This window comes from Streptomyces sp. NPDC002133 (genome assembly GCF_040296405.1).
Lineage (GTDB): Bacteria > Actinomycetota > Actinomycetes > Streptomycetales > Streptomycetaceae > Streptomyces.
This window is the reverse complement of the sequence record NZ_JBEOXF010000009.1, coordinates 34,738-49,126: the sequence shown is the minus strand read 5'-3', so window position 1 is coordinate 49,126 and position 14,389 is coordinate 34,738. Positions and strand designations below refer to the sequence as shown.

11 protein-coding genes are annotated in these 14,389 nt (G+C 71.3%); 7 read left to right on the top strand and 4 right to left on the bottom strand.

What is annotated here, in order from left to right:
* The first annotated feature begins 365 nt into the window (after positions 1-365).
* From ABT078_RS13030 to ABT078_RS13020, 3 genes are all read left to right on the top strand, one after another.
* Positions 366-2,105, top strand: a complete 1,740-nt coding sequence (locus tag ABT078_RS13030; RefSeq protein ID WP_351226899.1) for an N-acyl-D-amino-acid deacylase family protein — start codon at positions 366-368, stop codon at positions 2,103-2,105.
* A complete protein-coding gene (locus ABT078_RS13025; RefSeq protein ID WP_351226897.1) occupies positions 2,102-3,574 on the top strand; it encodes an aldehyde dehydrogenase family protein in 1,473 nt (490 codons plus the stop codon). Before ABT078_RS13030 ends, ABT078_RS13025 begins: the two co-directional genes overlap by 4 nt.
* Positions 3,575-3,853: 279 nt before the next feature.
* A complete protein-coding gene (locus tag ABT078_RS13020) occupies positions 3,854-5,413 on the top strand; it encodes an APC family permease (RefSeq protein WP_351226895.1) in 1,560 nt (519 codons plus the stop codon).
* A 172-nt stretch (positions 5,414-5,585) separates the two neighbouring features.
* Here the strand turns inward: ABT078_RS13020 and ABT078_RS13015 are convergent, their stop codons facing one another.
* Together ABT078_RS13015 and ABT078_RS13010 are read right to left on the bottom strand one after the other, a co-directional pair.
* On the bottom strand, positions 5,586-6,590 hold the full coding sequence (locus tag ABT078_RS13015; protein WP_351226893.1) for an SAM-dependent methyltransferase: 1,005 nt from the start codon (positions 6,588-6,590) through the stop codon (positions 5,586-5,588).
* A 184-nt stretch (positions 6,591-6,774) separates the two neighbouring features.
* Positions 6,775-8,295 (bottom strand): CehA/McbA family metallohydrolase, encoded by a 1,521-nt coding sequence (locus tag ABT078_RS13010; protein ID WP_351226891.1) that lies wholly within the window; start codon positions 8,293-8,295, stop codon positions 6,775-6,777.
* Positions 8,296-8,496: 201 nt separating this feature from the next.
* Here ABT078_RS13010 and ABT078_RS13005 point away from each other — a divergent pair, with 201 nt between their 5' ends.
* Positions 8,497-9,327, top strand: a complete 831-nt coding sequence (locus ABT078_RS13005; RefSeq protein WP_351226889.1) for an LLM class F420-dependent oxidoreductase — start codon at positions 8,497-8,499, stop codon at positions 9,325-9,327.
* Positions 9,328-9,558: 231 nt separating this feature from the next.
* Here ABT078_RS13005 and ABT078_RS13000 read toward each other — a convergent pair whose 3' ends face one another.
* Together ABT078_RS13000 and ABT078_RS12995 are read right to left on the bottom strand one after the other, a co-directional pair.
* On the bottom strand, positions 9,559-9,744 hold the full coding sequence (locus ABT078_RS13000) for a DUF397 domain-containing protein (RefSeq protein ID WP_351226887.1): 186 nt from the start codon (positions 9,742-9,744) through the stop codon (positions 9,559-9,561).
* A complete protein-coding gene (locus ABT078_RS12995; RefSeq protein WP_351226886.1) occupies positions 9,741-9,884 on the bottom strand; it encodes a hypothetical protein in 144 nt (47 codons plus the stop codon). Before ABT078_RS12995 ends, ABT078_RS13000 begins: the two co-directional genes overlap by 4 nt.
* Positions 9,885-10,176: 292 nt before the next feature.
* Here ABT078_RS12995 and ABT078_RS12990 point away from each other — a divergent pair, with 292 nt between their 5' ends.
* The 3 genes from ABT078_RS12990 to ABT078_RS12980 all read left to right on the top strand — a co-directional run bounded on the left by ABT078_RS12990 (position 10,177) and on the right by ABT078_RS12980 (position 14,192).
* Positions 10,177-11,577 carry a hypothetical protein gene (locus ABT078_RS12990; RefSeq protein ID WP_351226884.1) on the top strand — a complete coding sequence of 467 codons (1,401 nt, stop codon included), beginning with the start codon at positions 10,177-10,179 and terminating at the stop codon, positions 11,575-11,577.
* A gap of 66 nt (positions 11,578-11,643) precedes the next feature.
* Complete coding sequence (locus ABT078_RS12985; protein ID WP_351226882.1) at positions 11,644-12,936, top strand: AAA family ATPase; 1,293 nt, start codon at positions 11,644-11,646, stop codon at positions 12,934-12,936.
* On the top strand, positions 12,933-14,192 hold the full coding sequence (locus ABT078_RS12980; protein ID WP_351226880.1) for a vWA domain-containing protein: 1,260 nt from the start codon (positions 12,933-12,935) through the stop codon (positions 14,190-14,192). Before ABT078_RS12985 ends, ABT078_RS12980 begins: the two co-directional genes overlap by 4 nt.
* The last annotated feature ends 197 nt before the right edge of the window (positions 14,193-14,389 follow it).

Genomic DNA, 14,389 nt, shown 5'->3' with positions numbered 1-14,389 from the left:
CCCCGGCCTCACCCGGCTCTCGGCCCGGCCCCGGCCGTGGGGGGCGCCTGCGGCGGGCCCTCCCCTCCGCCCCTTTCCGCACCGGGGACCCCGTCCGGGGGCTCCGCCCCGAACCTCGCGCCTCAAACGCCGGCGGGCCTGACTACGCAGCCCGTCCGGCGTTTGAGGACGCGGGGCCAGAGGGCCTGGGGCCGGCCCCGGTGCGGAAAGGGGCGGGGTGGGGGAAACGCCTCACCCCCAAAGACCGCGGGCGGCGTCTTCCCGGATCGCCGTTCGCACCGCCCGGCCGGAGGTCTCCGCGGCTGCGGCCAGCCGCGGAGACCTCCGACCGGGGCACCCGACGAGTGACGAAAGGGACGCCACCCATGCTGGACCACCTGATCAAGGGCGCCACCGTCGTGGACGGCACCGGCGCCCCCGCCTGCACCGCGGACGTCGGCCTCCGCGACGGCCGCATCGCCGTCATCGCCGAGCCCGGCACCGTCACCGAGGACGCCACGACGAGCGAGGACGCGACCGGGCTCGTCCTCACGCCCGGCTTCGTCGACCCCCACACGCACTACGACGCCCAGTTGTTCTGGGATCCGTACGCCACGCCCTCCATGAACCACGGCGTGACCACCGTCGCGGGTGGCAACTGCGGATTCACGCTCGCGCCGCTCAACCCGGACCGCCCCGAGGACGCCGACTACACGCGCCGCATGATGTCCAAGGTCGAGGGCATGTCCCTGGTCGCGCTCGAAGAGGGCGCGCCCTGGAACTGGCACACCTTCGGCGAGTACCTGAACGCCCTCGACGGCCGCATCGCCGTCAACGCGGGCTTCATGGTGGGCCACTGCGCCCTGCGCCGGCACGTCATGGGCCCGGACGCGGTCGGCGCCCGGCCCACGCCCGAGCAGCTCGACGCCATGGTGCGGCTGTTGCACGACGCGATGGACGCCGGAGCCTGGGGTCTGTCCACCACTCAGTCGTCCACCCACTCGGACGGTGACGGACAGCCCGTCGCCTCCCGCCACGCCGGGCCCGCCGAACTCCTCGCCCTCTCCCGCGCCGTCGCCGAGCACGAGGGCACCCAGCTCGAGGCGATCGTCGCGGGCTGCCTCGACCAGTTCTCGGACGAGGAGATCGACCTCTTCGTCGAGATGAGCGCCGCCGCGGGCCGCCCGCTCAACTGGAACGTGCTCACCGTCGACGCCGCCGTACCCGAACGCGTACCGCGCCAGCTGGTCCCGAGCGAACGCGCCCGCAAGGCCGGCGGCCGGATCGTCGCGCTCACCATGCCGATCCTCACCCCCATGAACATGTCGCTCGGCACCTTCTGCGCGCTCAACCTCATCCCGGGGTGGGGCGAGATCCTGGGCCTGCCCGTCCCGGAGCGGATCGCGAAGCTCCGCGAACCCGCGGTCCGCGCCGAGATGCTGCGCCGCGCCGACTCCAAGGAGGCGGGCGTCTTCCGGCGCCTGGCCGACTTCGGCCGTTACGTCATCGGCGACACGTACAGCGCGGAGAACGAGGGCCTGAGCGGCCGGGTCGTGAACGACATCGCGGCCGAGCGCGGCCAGGACCCCTTCCGGTGCCTGGTCGAGATCTGCGCCAACGACGACCTGCGCACGGTCCTGTGGCCGATGCCCACCGACAACGACCCGGCCAGCTGGACCCTGCGCGCCGAGACCTGGCAGCACGAGGACGTCATGCTCGGCGGCTCCGACGCGGGCGCACACCTGGACCGGATGTGCGGGGCGCCGTACACCACGCGCTTCATCGGGGACTGTCTGCGCGGACGCAGGCTCGCCTCCCTCGAGGAGGCGGTGAAGATGCTCACCGACGACCCGGCGCAGCTCTTCGGCCTGCGCGAGCGCGGCCGGATCGTCGAGGGCTTCCACGCCGACCTGGTGCTCCTCGACCCGGAGCGGATCGACGCGGGCCCGGCGACCCTCGTCCACGACCTGCCGGGGGACAGCCCGCGGCTCGACTCGCGGGCGGTCGGGATCGTGTCCGTACGCGTCAACGGCGTCGAGACCGTGCGCGACGACGAGATCACGGGCGCGATTCCGGGCAAAGTGCTGCGCTCGGGCCTCGACACCAGGACGGTGAGCACCAGGTGAGCGCCGATGGGCCCGCCGGGCAGCGGCTGTACATAGGAGGGGAGTGGGTCGAGCCGGACGGCGGCCACTACGAGGTCGTCGACCCCGCGACCGAGGAGGTCGTCGGCCTCGCGCCCGAGGCGAGCCGCGACCAGGTGTACGAGGCCGCGGCAGCCGCCCGGGAGGCCTTCGTGTCCTGGTCCGGCACCGCCCCGGAGGAGCGTGCGGCGATTCTGGACCGGGCCGCGGACGTGATCCAGCGTGAGTTCGACATGTACGCGGAGCTCGCCCGCGCCGAGACCGGCGCGACGACCGGGACGGCCCGCGGCATGCAGGTCGCGGTCGGTGTCTCCCGCTTCCGGCGGTACGCGAAGGGCGCGCTGGAGCCCGCCGAGCAGGGGTTGCCGCCGCAGATCAACGAGGCGGGCCCGATGGGGAAGGCCGGGATCTTCGGCGCGCTCGCCGCCCGTCGCCCGGTCGGCGTGGTCACCTGCATCACCTCGTACAACAACCCGTGGGCGAATCCGGCCGGCAAGGTCGCCCCAGCCCTCGCCATGGGCAACACGGTCGTCGTGAAGCCCGCCCCGCAGGACCCGCTGTCCGTGTACCGGATGGCCGAGGCGCTGGCGGAGGCGGGCGCGCCGCCTGGGGTGGTCAATGTCGTGAGCGGCTCCCGCACGGAGGTGGGGGAGGCGGCCGTCGACTCGCCTGACGTCGACATGGTCAGCTTCACCGGCTCCACGGCCGTCGGGCAGCGCATCGGCGAGGTGTGCGGCGGGGCGATGAAACGGCAGCTGATGGAGCTGGGCGGCAAGGGCGCGGCGGTCGTCTTCGACGACGCCGATCTCGACTCCGCGGTCATGGGCATCGGCACCACCTTCGCCTTCTACAGCGGCCAGATCTGCACCGCACCGACGCGCGTCCTCGCGCAGCGCGCGATCCACGACAGCCTGATCGAGAAGCTGACGGGCTACCTGGCTTTCATGAAGGTCGGCGATCCGGCGGCGCAGGGCACGGTCGTGGGCCCGGTGATCTCCGCGGCGCACCGTGACCGGATCGAGTCGTACGTCGAACTGGGGAAGAAGGAGGGCGCGCGCTTGGTCGCGGGCGGGGAGCGCCCCGACTTCGCGCGCGGCTTCTACGTGGCGCCGACGCTTTTCGCCGACTGCACCAACGAAATGCGTGTCGTACGGGAAGAGATCTTCGGTCCTGTGGTGGTCGTCGTGCCCTTCGACGACGAGGAGGAGGGCATCGCGCTCGCCAACGACAGCGACTACGGGCTGATCGACTACGTCTGGTCGGGGGATGCGGCCCGGGCCTTCCGGGTGGCGCGGCGGCTGCGGGCCGGCGGGGTCGGGGTGAACACGATCGGCCGCAACATGGAGGCGCCGTTCGGGGGGTTCAAGAAGAGCGGGGTGGGCCGGGACGTGGGTTCGTACGCCCTGCACGCGTACAGCGAACTGCAGGCGATCGTGTGGCCCGGAGGCTGAGCCCGAGCGGGTGGCCGGGAGCGGAGTGGCGGGCGCCGGCGAGGAGGCCGGCGACCCGCGGATGAATCCGACGGGAAATTTCAGAAACGGGCAAAACGGGCGCAGCTGCGGTTTTCGCATTCGGGAACTGCTTGATTTGAGCCTGTAAATCTCCTGGACAAGTCCTCGTTCACCCTTTCAATCACCGGTTGATTGCGTTTCTTCTTGTGGATATCAAAGGTGAAGGGAGTGGAGTTCAGGCTTCCGGATACGGGAACCGCAGCATTTAACGTCCTGTTCATGACTCAGCTGGACATGCAACCCCAGGCCGGAGACACGGTAGGGGGACGCCCTGGAGGGGGCGTCCGGGCCAAGGGACTGGAGAAGAACTCCGTCGGTCTCCTCGGCAGTGCTGTGATCGGTATCTCGACGGTCGCCCCCGTGTACTGCCTGACCTCCACCCTCGGCTCCACGGCCGGCGAGGTCGGCCTGCAGATGCCCGCCGTGTTCCTGGCCGGCTTCCTGCCCATGCTTCTCGTCGCCTTCGCCTACCGCGAGCTCAACAGGGTGATGCCGGACTCCGGCACCTCCTTCACCTGGACGGTGAAGGCCTTCGGCCCGCGCGTCGGCTGGATGTGCGGCTGGGGTCTCGTGATCGCCACGATCATCGTGCTCTCCAACCTCGCGGGCGTCGCGACCTCCTACTTCTGGCTGCTCGCCGGTGAGATCACGGGCAGCGAGTCGATCGCCGCCCTGGACGGCAACAAGGCCGTCCACATCCTCACCTGCCTCGTCCTGATCGCCATCGCCACCGCGATCAGCTACCGCGGCATGACCGCCACGAAGCGTGTGCAGTACACGCTCGTCGGCCTCCAGCTCGTCGTCCTCGCCGTCTTCGTCGCCATGGCCCTCCAGAAGGCCGGCAGCGGGGCCTTCGACACCGGCCTGGACTTCTCGTGGTCCTGGCTGAACCCCTTCGCGGTCCAGTCCTTCGCGGCCTTCACCGCCGGACTGTCGCTGTCGATCTTCATGTACTGGGGCTGGGACGCCTCCCTGTCCACCAACGAGGAGACGACCGGCTCCGAAAAGACTCCCGGCCGCGCCGCGCTCATCGCGATGGTCGTCCTGGTCGCTTCGTACCTCGCCACCGGTGTTGCCGCGCAGATGGCCGTCGGCTCGGGTGACAAGGGCCTCGGCCTCGCCAACCCGGACACCTCCGACAACGTCTTCGCCGCCCTGGCGGGACCCGTCATGGGTCCGGTCCTCGGTGTCGCGCTCTTCGTCGCCGTTCTCGCCTCGGCCGCGGCCAGCCTCCAGACGACGTTCATCCCGGTCGCCCGCACGGTGCTCGCGATGTCCGCGTACGAGGCGCTGCCCAAGTCCTTCTCGGACGTCCACCCGCGCTTCAAGGTCCCCGGCCGGGCCACGGTCGTCGCGGGCGTCGCCACCGGCGTGTTCTACACGGTCATGACCCTGGTCAGCGAGCACGTCCTGGTCGACACGATCTACGCGCTCGGCCTCATGATCTGCTTCTACTACTCGCTGACCGCCTTCGCCTGCGCCTGGTACTTCCGCCGGGAGCTCTTCCGCTCCGCCCGCGACTTCGTCTTCAAGGGCCTCTTCCCGGTCCTCGGTGGTGTCCTGCTCGCGGCGGTCTTCGGCAAGACCCTCTACGACATGTGGGACCCGGCCTACGGCTCGGGCTCCGCGGTCTTCGGCGTCGGCTCCGTCTTCGTCATCGGCGTCGGCCTGCTGGTCCTGGGCGGCGTGATCATGGTGATCATGCAGCGCCGCAGCCCGGCGTTCTTCCGCGGCGAGGTACTGACGAAGGAGACCCCGTCGTTGGTCGTCGCCGACTGACCGCTGCCCCTTCCTCCCGCTGAGTCCATGCGTCCGGGCCCGGCCCCCTTCCTCGGGGGCCGGGCCCGGACGCATGTCCGTCACGCATGTCCGTCACGCCGGTCCGCTCACGGTTCAAGGGCCGTCAGCGGCTAGCCGGTGGCCGGTGGCCGGCGGCAGCGGACGTAGAGCGTCACACCTTCTCGAGAACCAGGCGAAGCACGGTGTAGCGCCGCTCGCGCATGAACTTGAGCGCTGTGCGCTGCTCCCTGAGGATGTCGGACACCGCGCTCTCGCCGATGAGTTCGGCCCCGCGGCGCCGGTTGGCCTCGGCCCGCTCCAGCCAGCTCTCCAGGGTCCGTACGCCGTCCTCCGGGTCGCTGCGCACGTCCACGAGCTTGAACATGCCGATGCTCGCGTCGATGAGCTCGGCGAGGGTCGGCAGAAAGCACTCGGGGAACACCTTGCGCGATGCGTGGAAGCCCTCGCGGATGTTCTGGAGCCCGTCGTAGACGTCCTTGAGGGCCAGGTGCCCGTTCCTGCCGGCCGTCGTGCTGCTGCTGCCCGTCCTACCGCCGCGCGGGTGGTGCGGTGCCAGTTGCCGCGCCGGCAGCACCAGGGACGACAGCCACCCACGGCTGTTCCAGGCGTTGGACTGCAACGACATGCGCCCGCCCGGGCGCAGCCAGGAGTGGGAGCGCTCGAAGAACTCGCGGTAGCGGGCGACGCGCTTGGCCCGCAGGATGTTGTTGCCCGCGAAGTGTTCGATCGCCTCGATGGCGATGATGGAGTCGTAGGGCGCTGTCGGCACATGGTCGAACCAGTTCTCGGTCCGCACTTCGCAGCGAGGCCAGTTCTGGTCGCGGATCCAGGCGACCTGCCCCGGACTCATGGTGATGCCGACGACGTGACCGACATGGTGATTCTCCACCAGCCGCTGCATGAGGCTGCCCCATCCGCAGCCGACGTCGAGCACGCGGTCGGCGCCCACGGCGTTCGCTGCCTCGGCGTGGTAGTCGAGCTTGCGCAGCTGGGCCGATTCGAGGGTGTCGCCCTCCTCCCACATTCCGTAGGAGTAGACGAGCTCGGGCCCCAGGGTCAGCCGGTAGAAGTCGCCCAGGAAGTCGTACTGATGGCGGATCGCCTTGGACGACGTGCCCTTGTAGGCATGGGATTTGCTCGACCCGATCAACGCCATCACCCAACCTGTTGCCATGGAGCCCGGAGAAATCGGAAATCGCGACAGATTATGACTATGTACCCATAGTAGCGCTTACGTCACTGTCCAGCGATTTCTCGACGCGGAATCATCCCTGTCGGCAGCGCTTGCGCGCCCGTTCCGACAGGGACAGGAGGCAGGGACAGGAACAGGTGGGCGGCTCTCAGGCGGAGCGCCCCAGGAAGACCGGATTGGTGAACGCGGCCAGCGGCCCCGGGAGGCCCGGGACGGGGACGACGGGCGCGTGCCGCACCTCGGCCCGTACGTACGCCGCGTACGCCGCCGTCGTACGCCACTCAACCGTGCCCGTGCCCTCCGGCGGAAGGGTCGCCGTGTGCAGCACGCCCTGGTCGGTGACGATGCGGGCCGTGCGGCCGGGGGCGCCGGTCACCTCCAGGCGCACGGTCACCGGTTCGTCGGCGTCGACGCGCAGCCGCTCGCCGATGCCCGCGTGCTGCCCTCGTCCGCCGGACGCGGAGAAGGACAGCGACACGGCCGAGGACTCGGCGACATAGCTGCGCCCCGCGCGGATGCCGTCGAGGATCGCCTCGCGGGTGAGGTCGTCGGCGAGGACGACGGTCTGCGGCGTGCCGACGGGGTCCGGGTCGCGGTGGGCGTCGCTGTTGCCCATCGCGGGGGTCCAGCGGCTGCCGGAGCGTACGGAGGCCACGAGCATGCCGTCCCAGTCCGCGAGGGACACCTCGTCGTCCGGCGTGTACGGCCCGTTCCACACCTCCACCGCGTCCGCCTCGCCGAAGCCGAACTTCCAGTTGCAGCCGATGCAGGTGGCGTGCGGGTGCGCCGGGACGACCAGGCCGCCGGCGCGGCGGATCTCGCGGGCGTAGTGGCCGAATCGGTTGTCGCGGGCACGGTAGCGCCAGTCGACGAACGTGCCCGGGTCGGTGCCGAGGGCGACGACGTGACCGTTGCGCGTGGTGACCTCCTCGCCGAGGAGGATCAGCAGGTCGTCGCCCGCCTCGTCCGCCCAGTGGGCGTGCGCGGCATGCGTGTTGTGCTCGCTGCTGTTGATGAAGTCCAGACCCGCTGCGCGAGCGAGCGCGGCGATCTCGGCGGGCGTGCGCCTGCCGTCCGAGTACCAGGAGTGCAGATGGCAGTCCCCGCGGTACCAGGCCCGCCCACGCCCCTCGGCCCGCTCGGGCGGGTAGACAGGCTCGGGGGTCTTCGCCCGGGCGCCGTGGGTGAGCGTGATCGTGATCGTGTACGGCAGGCCCTGCGGCGCGACCGTGTACGGCCCGAGCGCGATGTACCAGGTGCCCGCGCGGATCGGCCCCGGGAGGTAACCGGGCGTCGACTCGTCCCCCCGGATGAAGAACTCGCTGCGCGCCCCGCCCGACCAGCCCCGGAAGCCCTTCCCGCCGAGCGCCGTGCCGCGCTCGTCGAAGATGCCGATGTCCAGGGCGTTGCCCTGGGTACCGGCGGGCACAGCCGGCTTCTCGTACGTGTACGAGACCCGGATCTCCGACACGCCGCGCGGGATCTCCACCGGCAGATGGACGAAGTCGGGTGAGCCGGGCGGGAGGGTGCCGCGCACGACTTCGGTGGTGGTCTCTTCGGCAGCTGCCTCGGCGAAGGTCACACTGCTCAACGTAAGCGCGGCAGCGGCTCCCGTCACGAACAGTCCGCGTCTGCTGATCGAGTGGTCACCGTGCTCTTCCTTGCACATGTCGTCGGCTCCCCGGGGTTGGTGAGAGGGACAGAGGTGGGCTCGACCAAGCTGGTACTCGACCATGAACCACGGGGCAAGGGAAGGGGATTGGACGATTACGCGGTCGTGGCGTCGCCGTGCTCTCGGAATCCCGCACCGCACGGCGTACCTTTGGCCCGCCACGGACACGACGACGGGCGACGAAGGCGGAGGAGCCGTATGCGGATCTCGACCACGATCTTCCTGACGGACGAGACGATCACGCCCGTGCGGTTGGCGCGCGAGCTGGAGGAGCGCGGCTTCGCCGGGCTCTACCTGCCCGAACACACCCACATCCCGGTCGAGCGGACCACTCCGTACCCCGCGGGCGGCGAACTCCCCCCTGAGTACGGCCGCACCCTCGACCCCTTCGTCGCCCTCGGCCAGGCCGCGGCCGTCACGACGCGGCTCGGCCTCGGCACCGGCATCACCCTCCTCGCCCAGCACGACCCGATCGCCCTCGCCAAGCAGATCGCGACCCTGGACTTCGTGAGCGGCGGCCGCTTCACCCTCGGCGTCGGCTTCGGCTGGAACAAGGAGGAGGCCGCTGACCACGGTGTGGAATGGTCCACGCGCCGCGAGCTGAGCCGCGACCGTCTGCTGCTGATGAGGGCGCTGTGGGCCCCCGAACCGACGGCGTACGAGGGCGACTTCGGATCGGTGCGGGCGTCCTGCGCCTACCCGAAGCCCGTCGCCGGGGGCGCCCCGCGCATCCTGGTCGGCGGGGCGGCGGGCCCGAAGCTCTTCGCGCACATCGCCGAGTACGCGGACGGCTGGATGCCGATCGGCGGACGGGGCCTGTCGGAGTCCGTGCCGGTGCTGCGTGAGGTGTGGGAGAAGGCGGGCCGCGACCCGGGCGCGCTGCAGGTCGTGCCGTACGCCGTCCTGCCGTCGGCGGGCAAGCTCGCGCACTACGCGGAGCTGGGCGTGGCGGAGGTGGTCCTCCAGCTGCCGCCGGCGGGGGAGGGAGAGGTGCTGGGGGTGCTGGACGAGTACGGGCGGTACCTGTGACACGGCACCGCCCGCCCGCCGCGTCCCGCCCGTCCCGACGGAGCGCGGGTCACGGACCGCTGCCGTCGGTCGGGGCGGGACACCTCAGCGTGTGATCGTGTAGAACGAGGTCGTTCCCGTGCCCTCGTTCGCCACCGCCGGCATCGGCCGGTGTGTGGGGCTCTGCCAGGCCGGGAGTTCCAGAGGGTCTCGTCGCCCATGTCGAAGTACCGGCTCATGTGCCGCCCGTACTCAGCTTCCGCGAACGGATGTGACGAAGGCGTCCCAGTGGGCACGGGTGAAGGCGAGTCGGGGGCCGGTGAGGTTCTTGGAGTCGCGGACGTGGATGGTGGTGGGGCAGCCGGCGACTTCGAGGCTTTCGCCGCCTTCACCACCGCTGTGGCTGCTCTTGAACCAGTCGAGTTCCGTCGTGCTCATCGTTCTCCCGACATCTTCTCGACCAGGGACAGAGACTCCCGTGGGGTAAGAGGCTGCGCCCGGATGATGCCATGGCGTTCGGTGAACATGCGGACCTCACCCGGGTCGGTGACCAGACGCGGATTGCTCTGGATCTCCATGTACGCGACCTGCTGCTGCCATCGGGGGAGTTGAGCTCGGGACCGCCCTGGTCGGAATGTGGCCAACGGACAGCCGGAAGACCACCGCCGCCACCCGCTGCGCAGTGGTCGGCGCCGCATGCCGATTAACCCACACCTGTCGGGGCCCACCTCTTCCTCCGCCGGCGACCGGGCCAGGGTCGTGCTCCGACCCGGAGGCCTGACAGATCGAGGTGAGGAGCTGTATGATCCCCGCGATGATGACTCATTCTGTTGGCAGATTGGGGGTCCCGTCCGCGCAAGGTGAGTGCTGATGCTCACTCAGACCGCGAATGGGGATTCCCGCCTTTCCTTCTGGCTGCGCGTGCGTGAGTTCGCCGTGCCGCCGTCCATGATCGAGACTGCGACCGCCCGCCGTTGCGCCGGGGACTGGGCGGGGGCGTGCGCCGCCGCAGGCATCGATGTCGATCTCAATCTGCGTTCCACGGCGCGTACCCATGGCCAGGAACTCGCGGCCCGAGTGCGGGCCGATCTCCGCCATCTGGCTCCCGACCTGTTGCGCTGGCACATGCCGAGGATCGCTCCCGACGGACTGCTGCGCCCGGGGCTGACCATCGCCCTGGCTCGGTACGACGCCGCGCGGCGTGACGGCGCCTACCCGGTGCACCTCGTGGCCCGGACTCCGCCGGCCTGGGCGGATGCCGGTCAGCGGATCAGCCTCGCGCTGTGGGACGGGTCCCACTCCGAGGCCGGCGCAGGCCGTTATCCGCATCCGCATCCCAACCGGCGGTTCCGCCTCGACCTGCACCGCCACCTGTGGGACGCGCGCAGGACCGATGAGCTGCGGATCCGGTCCGGGGCGGATCGGCTGCCCGTCGACGGCAGTCCTGTGACGGACCCGGATCTGCCGGCTGTGGTGCAAGAGCGTCGCTGTGCCGTTGACCGGTGGGCGGCCGAGGCGGGGATCCTGCTCCACGCCGAGGGGCGGCCCACCGGTACCGTCACCGTGCGGATCGGGGCCCGACATCGGCTGGTCCTGGACCTGGTCGCGGACAGGGACGGCGTCGGGCCGCCCGCATTGCGGGTCGCGGCGGCGTCCACGGATGACGGCGGGTCCGCGCTGCCGGTCCTGCCCGACGCGGCGACCTGGGTACTCCCCGACCTGGAACTGATCCGCACCGGCTCGATCGAGGCCGATCGGCTGCACCCGCTGGTCGCCTCGGCACTGGTACCGGAGCGTTCGCCGACCGGTTCCACCGGGATTCCGGACTGGGCACGGCACCCGCGCCTGGTGGAATGCCGGGGAGCCCAGCACCGGATCGGCCTGGTCGACGGGGTACTGGCCCCGCTGGACCACGACCCGGCCGAGATCCGTCGCGAGGAACTGCTGGCCGCACTGACCGGTACTCCGCTTCCCTGCCTGCAGATGATCGACAAGGCGCATCGTCGTCCGGACGCCCTCGACGGCGTCCGCGAGCGCCTGATCCACGGCGACACCGCCGGCGCGCTGGCCGTCGTCGAGGACCTGCTGGGCCCCGACGCGCTGCTGCGCGACGGCGCGCTGCGGGACGAACTGGAGACGGCCGCGCGGCGTCGGATCACCTACGGACTTTTCAGGGCGGGCCTGGTCGAAGCCGGACCCGGCCGTATCCGCCCGGACCGTCGCCGTCCCCGTGACCTTCGCACCCACCCGCGCCACGCGAACTCCCGCTGACCCGGGGACCTCCACGTCCGTCCCCTGCACCCACTCGCCTCACGACGAACCCATAGGTGATCACACATGCCCACGTACACCCCGTTCGCTGCCACCGGCACCTCCTCCGACCCGGCCCACGCCTCTCAGCTCGGTGCCTCCCAGCACGACGCCTCTCAGCTCGACGTCGCCGGCGAGCTGCTGGCCCTGCTGCGCGACGCCACCACCGAACCGCGCCCCGACACACAACTGGAGGCCCTGACACTGGCCGTGGCCGCCGACCTGCCCGTACTCCTGTGGGGTGAGCCGGGGATCGGCAAGACCGCGGCCCTGACGCAGCTCGCCTCGGCCCTGGACCTGCCGCTGACCACAGTGATCGCCAGCGTGCACGAGCCGTCCGACTTCTCGGGGCTGCCCATCGTCGGGGACGATCCCGCGGAGCAGGGTGTCCCCATGGCTCCGCCGGACTGGGCCGTGCGGCTGGTGCGGGCCGGCCGAGGACTGCTGTTCCTGGACGAGCTGTCCACCGCGGCACCGGCCGTTCAGGCCGCCCTGCTCCGCCTCGTGCTCGAGCGGCGGATCGGCTCCCTGCAATTGCCGCCCGGGGTCCGGATCGTGGCCGCCGCCAATCCACGCTCCTCGGCGGCCGACGGCTGGGAGCTGAGCCCGCCTCTGGCCAACCGGTTCGTTCACCTTCAGTGGATCCACGACCACGAGGTCGTCGTGCGCGGCCTCGGTGGGACGTGGCCCCGGGCGACCCTGCCACAGCTCGACCCGGAGAAGCTGTCCGAGGCCGTGCACTTCGCCCGACGTGCGGTGTGCGGGCTCCTCGCCGCCCGCCCCGGCCTCGTGCACCGGCTGCCCAGCAGCGAAGCGCGCCGCGGTGGTCCCTGGCCGTCGCCTCGAAGCTGGGAGATGACCCTGTGCCTGATCGCCTTCGCGACCGCGGCCGGCTCCTCCCGGGAAGTGCTCTCCCTGCTGGTCCGGGGCACAGTGGGGGACGGACCGGGGCTGGAGCTGCTGGCAAGCCTGGACCGGATGGACCTCCCGGACCCCGAGGTGCTTCTCGCCGACCCGGCGGGTGCCGCCCTGCCCGAGCGGGGGGATCTGCGCCAAGCCGTGCTCGACGGTGTGGTGGCGGCGGTCCGCAGGCGCCCGGACAAGTCCCGCTGGGACGCGGCGTGGGCGCTCCTGGTCCGGGCGCTGGACACCGGAGCCCCGGACCTGGTCGTCGTCCCCGCGACGACACTCGCCTCGCTGCGCCAGGAGGACTGGGACGTTCCCGCATCGATCGAACGGCTCGCCGGAGCGGTGTCCCTGTCCCGGCGGGCAGACCGCGCGGCGGCCCGGGCCGCGGTCGCCACGAAGGCCGGCCGGTGATCGCGGACGCATCGAGGGCACTGGACCTCGACAAGCTCTTCGCCGCCCGACTGCACGCCGCCCGGGTCCGGCCCTACCTGGCGACGGCGCTGTTCGCCCTGCACGTCGTGGAGTCACGGCGGGTACCCACGATGGCCGTCGACCGGCACTGGCGGTGCTACGTCTCACCGGCGTTCGTGGACCGGACCCGGGTGGAGGAGCTGGCCGGGGTCTGGGTGCACGAGGTGTCGCACCTGCTGCGCGACCATCACGGGCGCAGTGACCGGGTCGCGCGGGAGCGCGGGCTGGCCGGCCCGGGGGAACGGCTGCGGATGAACATCGCCGCGGACTGCGAGATCAACGACGACGCGTTCGGCGACGGGTTGGTCCGGCCCGAAGGCGCCGTCACGCCGAGGACCCTGAAGCTGCCCGAGGGGGAGCTCATGGAGGACTACTTGGGCCAGTTCCGGCTCGGGCTGCGTACGCAGAGCCTGGCCTGGCTGGACTGCGGCAGTGGCGCCGACGGACTGGAACGGGAGTGGGACCTGGGACCGGACGGTGCGCACGGACTGAGCGCACAGGAGCGGGACGCGGTCCGGTTCCGCGTGGCGCAGGGCATCACCGCCCGTCCGGGGACCGCCCCGAAGGGGTGGCGGCGGTGGGCGGAGGAGGCGTTCCACCCACCGCAGCCGTGGCGGGAGTTGCTGGGAGCGGCGATCCGCTCGGCAACCTCCGGCCCCGGCGCGGGCGACGACTACACCTACGGCCGGCCGGCGCGACGCTCGGCCGGGGTGCCCGGCGTTGTCCTGCCGAGCCTCCGGCGCAGGCCACCTCGGGTCTCCGTGGTCATCGACACATCCGGATCGGTCAGCGACGCCGAACTGGGCGGCGCTCTCCACGAGGTTGCCGCGATCTCCCGTGCCGTGGGCGGCCGTCGCGACCTGATCACCGTGCTGCCGTGCGACGCGGCGGCCCGGATCGTGCACCCGCTGTGCCACGCCGAGGGAATCCCGCTGGTGGGCGGTGGGGGTACGGATCTGCGCACGGGCTTCGCCAAGGCGCTCCGCGCGCGCCCCCGACCGGATGTCATCGTGGCCCTGACCGACGGACAGACACCCTGGCCGGACACGCGACCACCGTGCCGGACGGTGGTGGGCCTGTTCCCCCGGCAGCAGGCAGCCGGCTCGTGGGACGAGGACAACCCCGATTACGTGCCGGACTCGCCGCCCGCCTGGGCACGAGTGGTGGTCATCGGGTCAACTCCCGCTGCTCGGTGAGCCCCGCGGGATGGCGCGACCGTTTGCATTGGGTGGACCGAGACCTGAAACGCAGGCCGCGCAGAGGGCTGCCGCACACGCAGGGCATGAACAACCGTCTGCGCGGGGGTCGCTCGACGCCGTCGCTGAAGCAGCGACAGCCCTCGGCGCAATGCCCTGGCCGCAAGGACGAACGGGCTGGTCGATCGCGTGTGGGA

Coding starts and splice junctions, on each gene's coding strand:
- ABT078_RS12995 (WP_351226886.1), bottom strand. CDS start 9,884: ATGGAGATCCAGAGCAATCCGCGTCTGGTCACCGACCCGGGTGAGGTC.
- ABT078_RS13000 (WP_351226887.1), bottom strand. CDS start 9,744: ATGAGCACGACGGAACTCGACTGGTTCAAGAGCAGCCACAGCGGTGGT.
- ABT078_RS13015 (WP_351226893.1), bottom strand. CDS start 6,590: ATGGCGTTGATCGGGTCGAGCAAATCCCATGCCTACAAGGGCACGTCG.
- ABT078_RS12990 (WP_351226884.1), top strand. CDS start 10,177: ATGCTCACTCAGACCGCGAATGGGGATTCCCGCCTTTCCTTCTGGCTG.
- ABT078_RS13030 (WP_351226899.1), top strand. CDS start 366: ATGCTGGACCACCTGATCAAGGGCGCCACCGTCGTGGACGGCACCGGC.
- ABT078_RS13020 (WP_351226895.1), top strand. CDS start 3,854: ATGACTCAGCTGGACATGCAACCCCAGGCCGGAGACACGGTAGGGGGA.
- ABT078_RS13005 (WP_351226889.1), top strand. CDS start 8,497: ATGCGGATCTCGACCACGATCTTCCTGACGGACGAGACGATCACGCCC.
- ABT078_RS12985 (WP_351226882.1), top strand. CDS start 11,644: ATGCCCACGTACACCCCGTTCGCTGCCACCGGCACCTCCTCCGACCCG.
- ABT078_RS13010 (WP_351226891.1), bottom strand. CDS start 8,295: ATGTGCAAGGAAGAGCACGGTGACCACTCGATCAGCAGACGCGGACTG.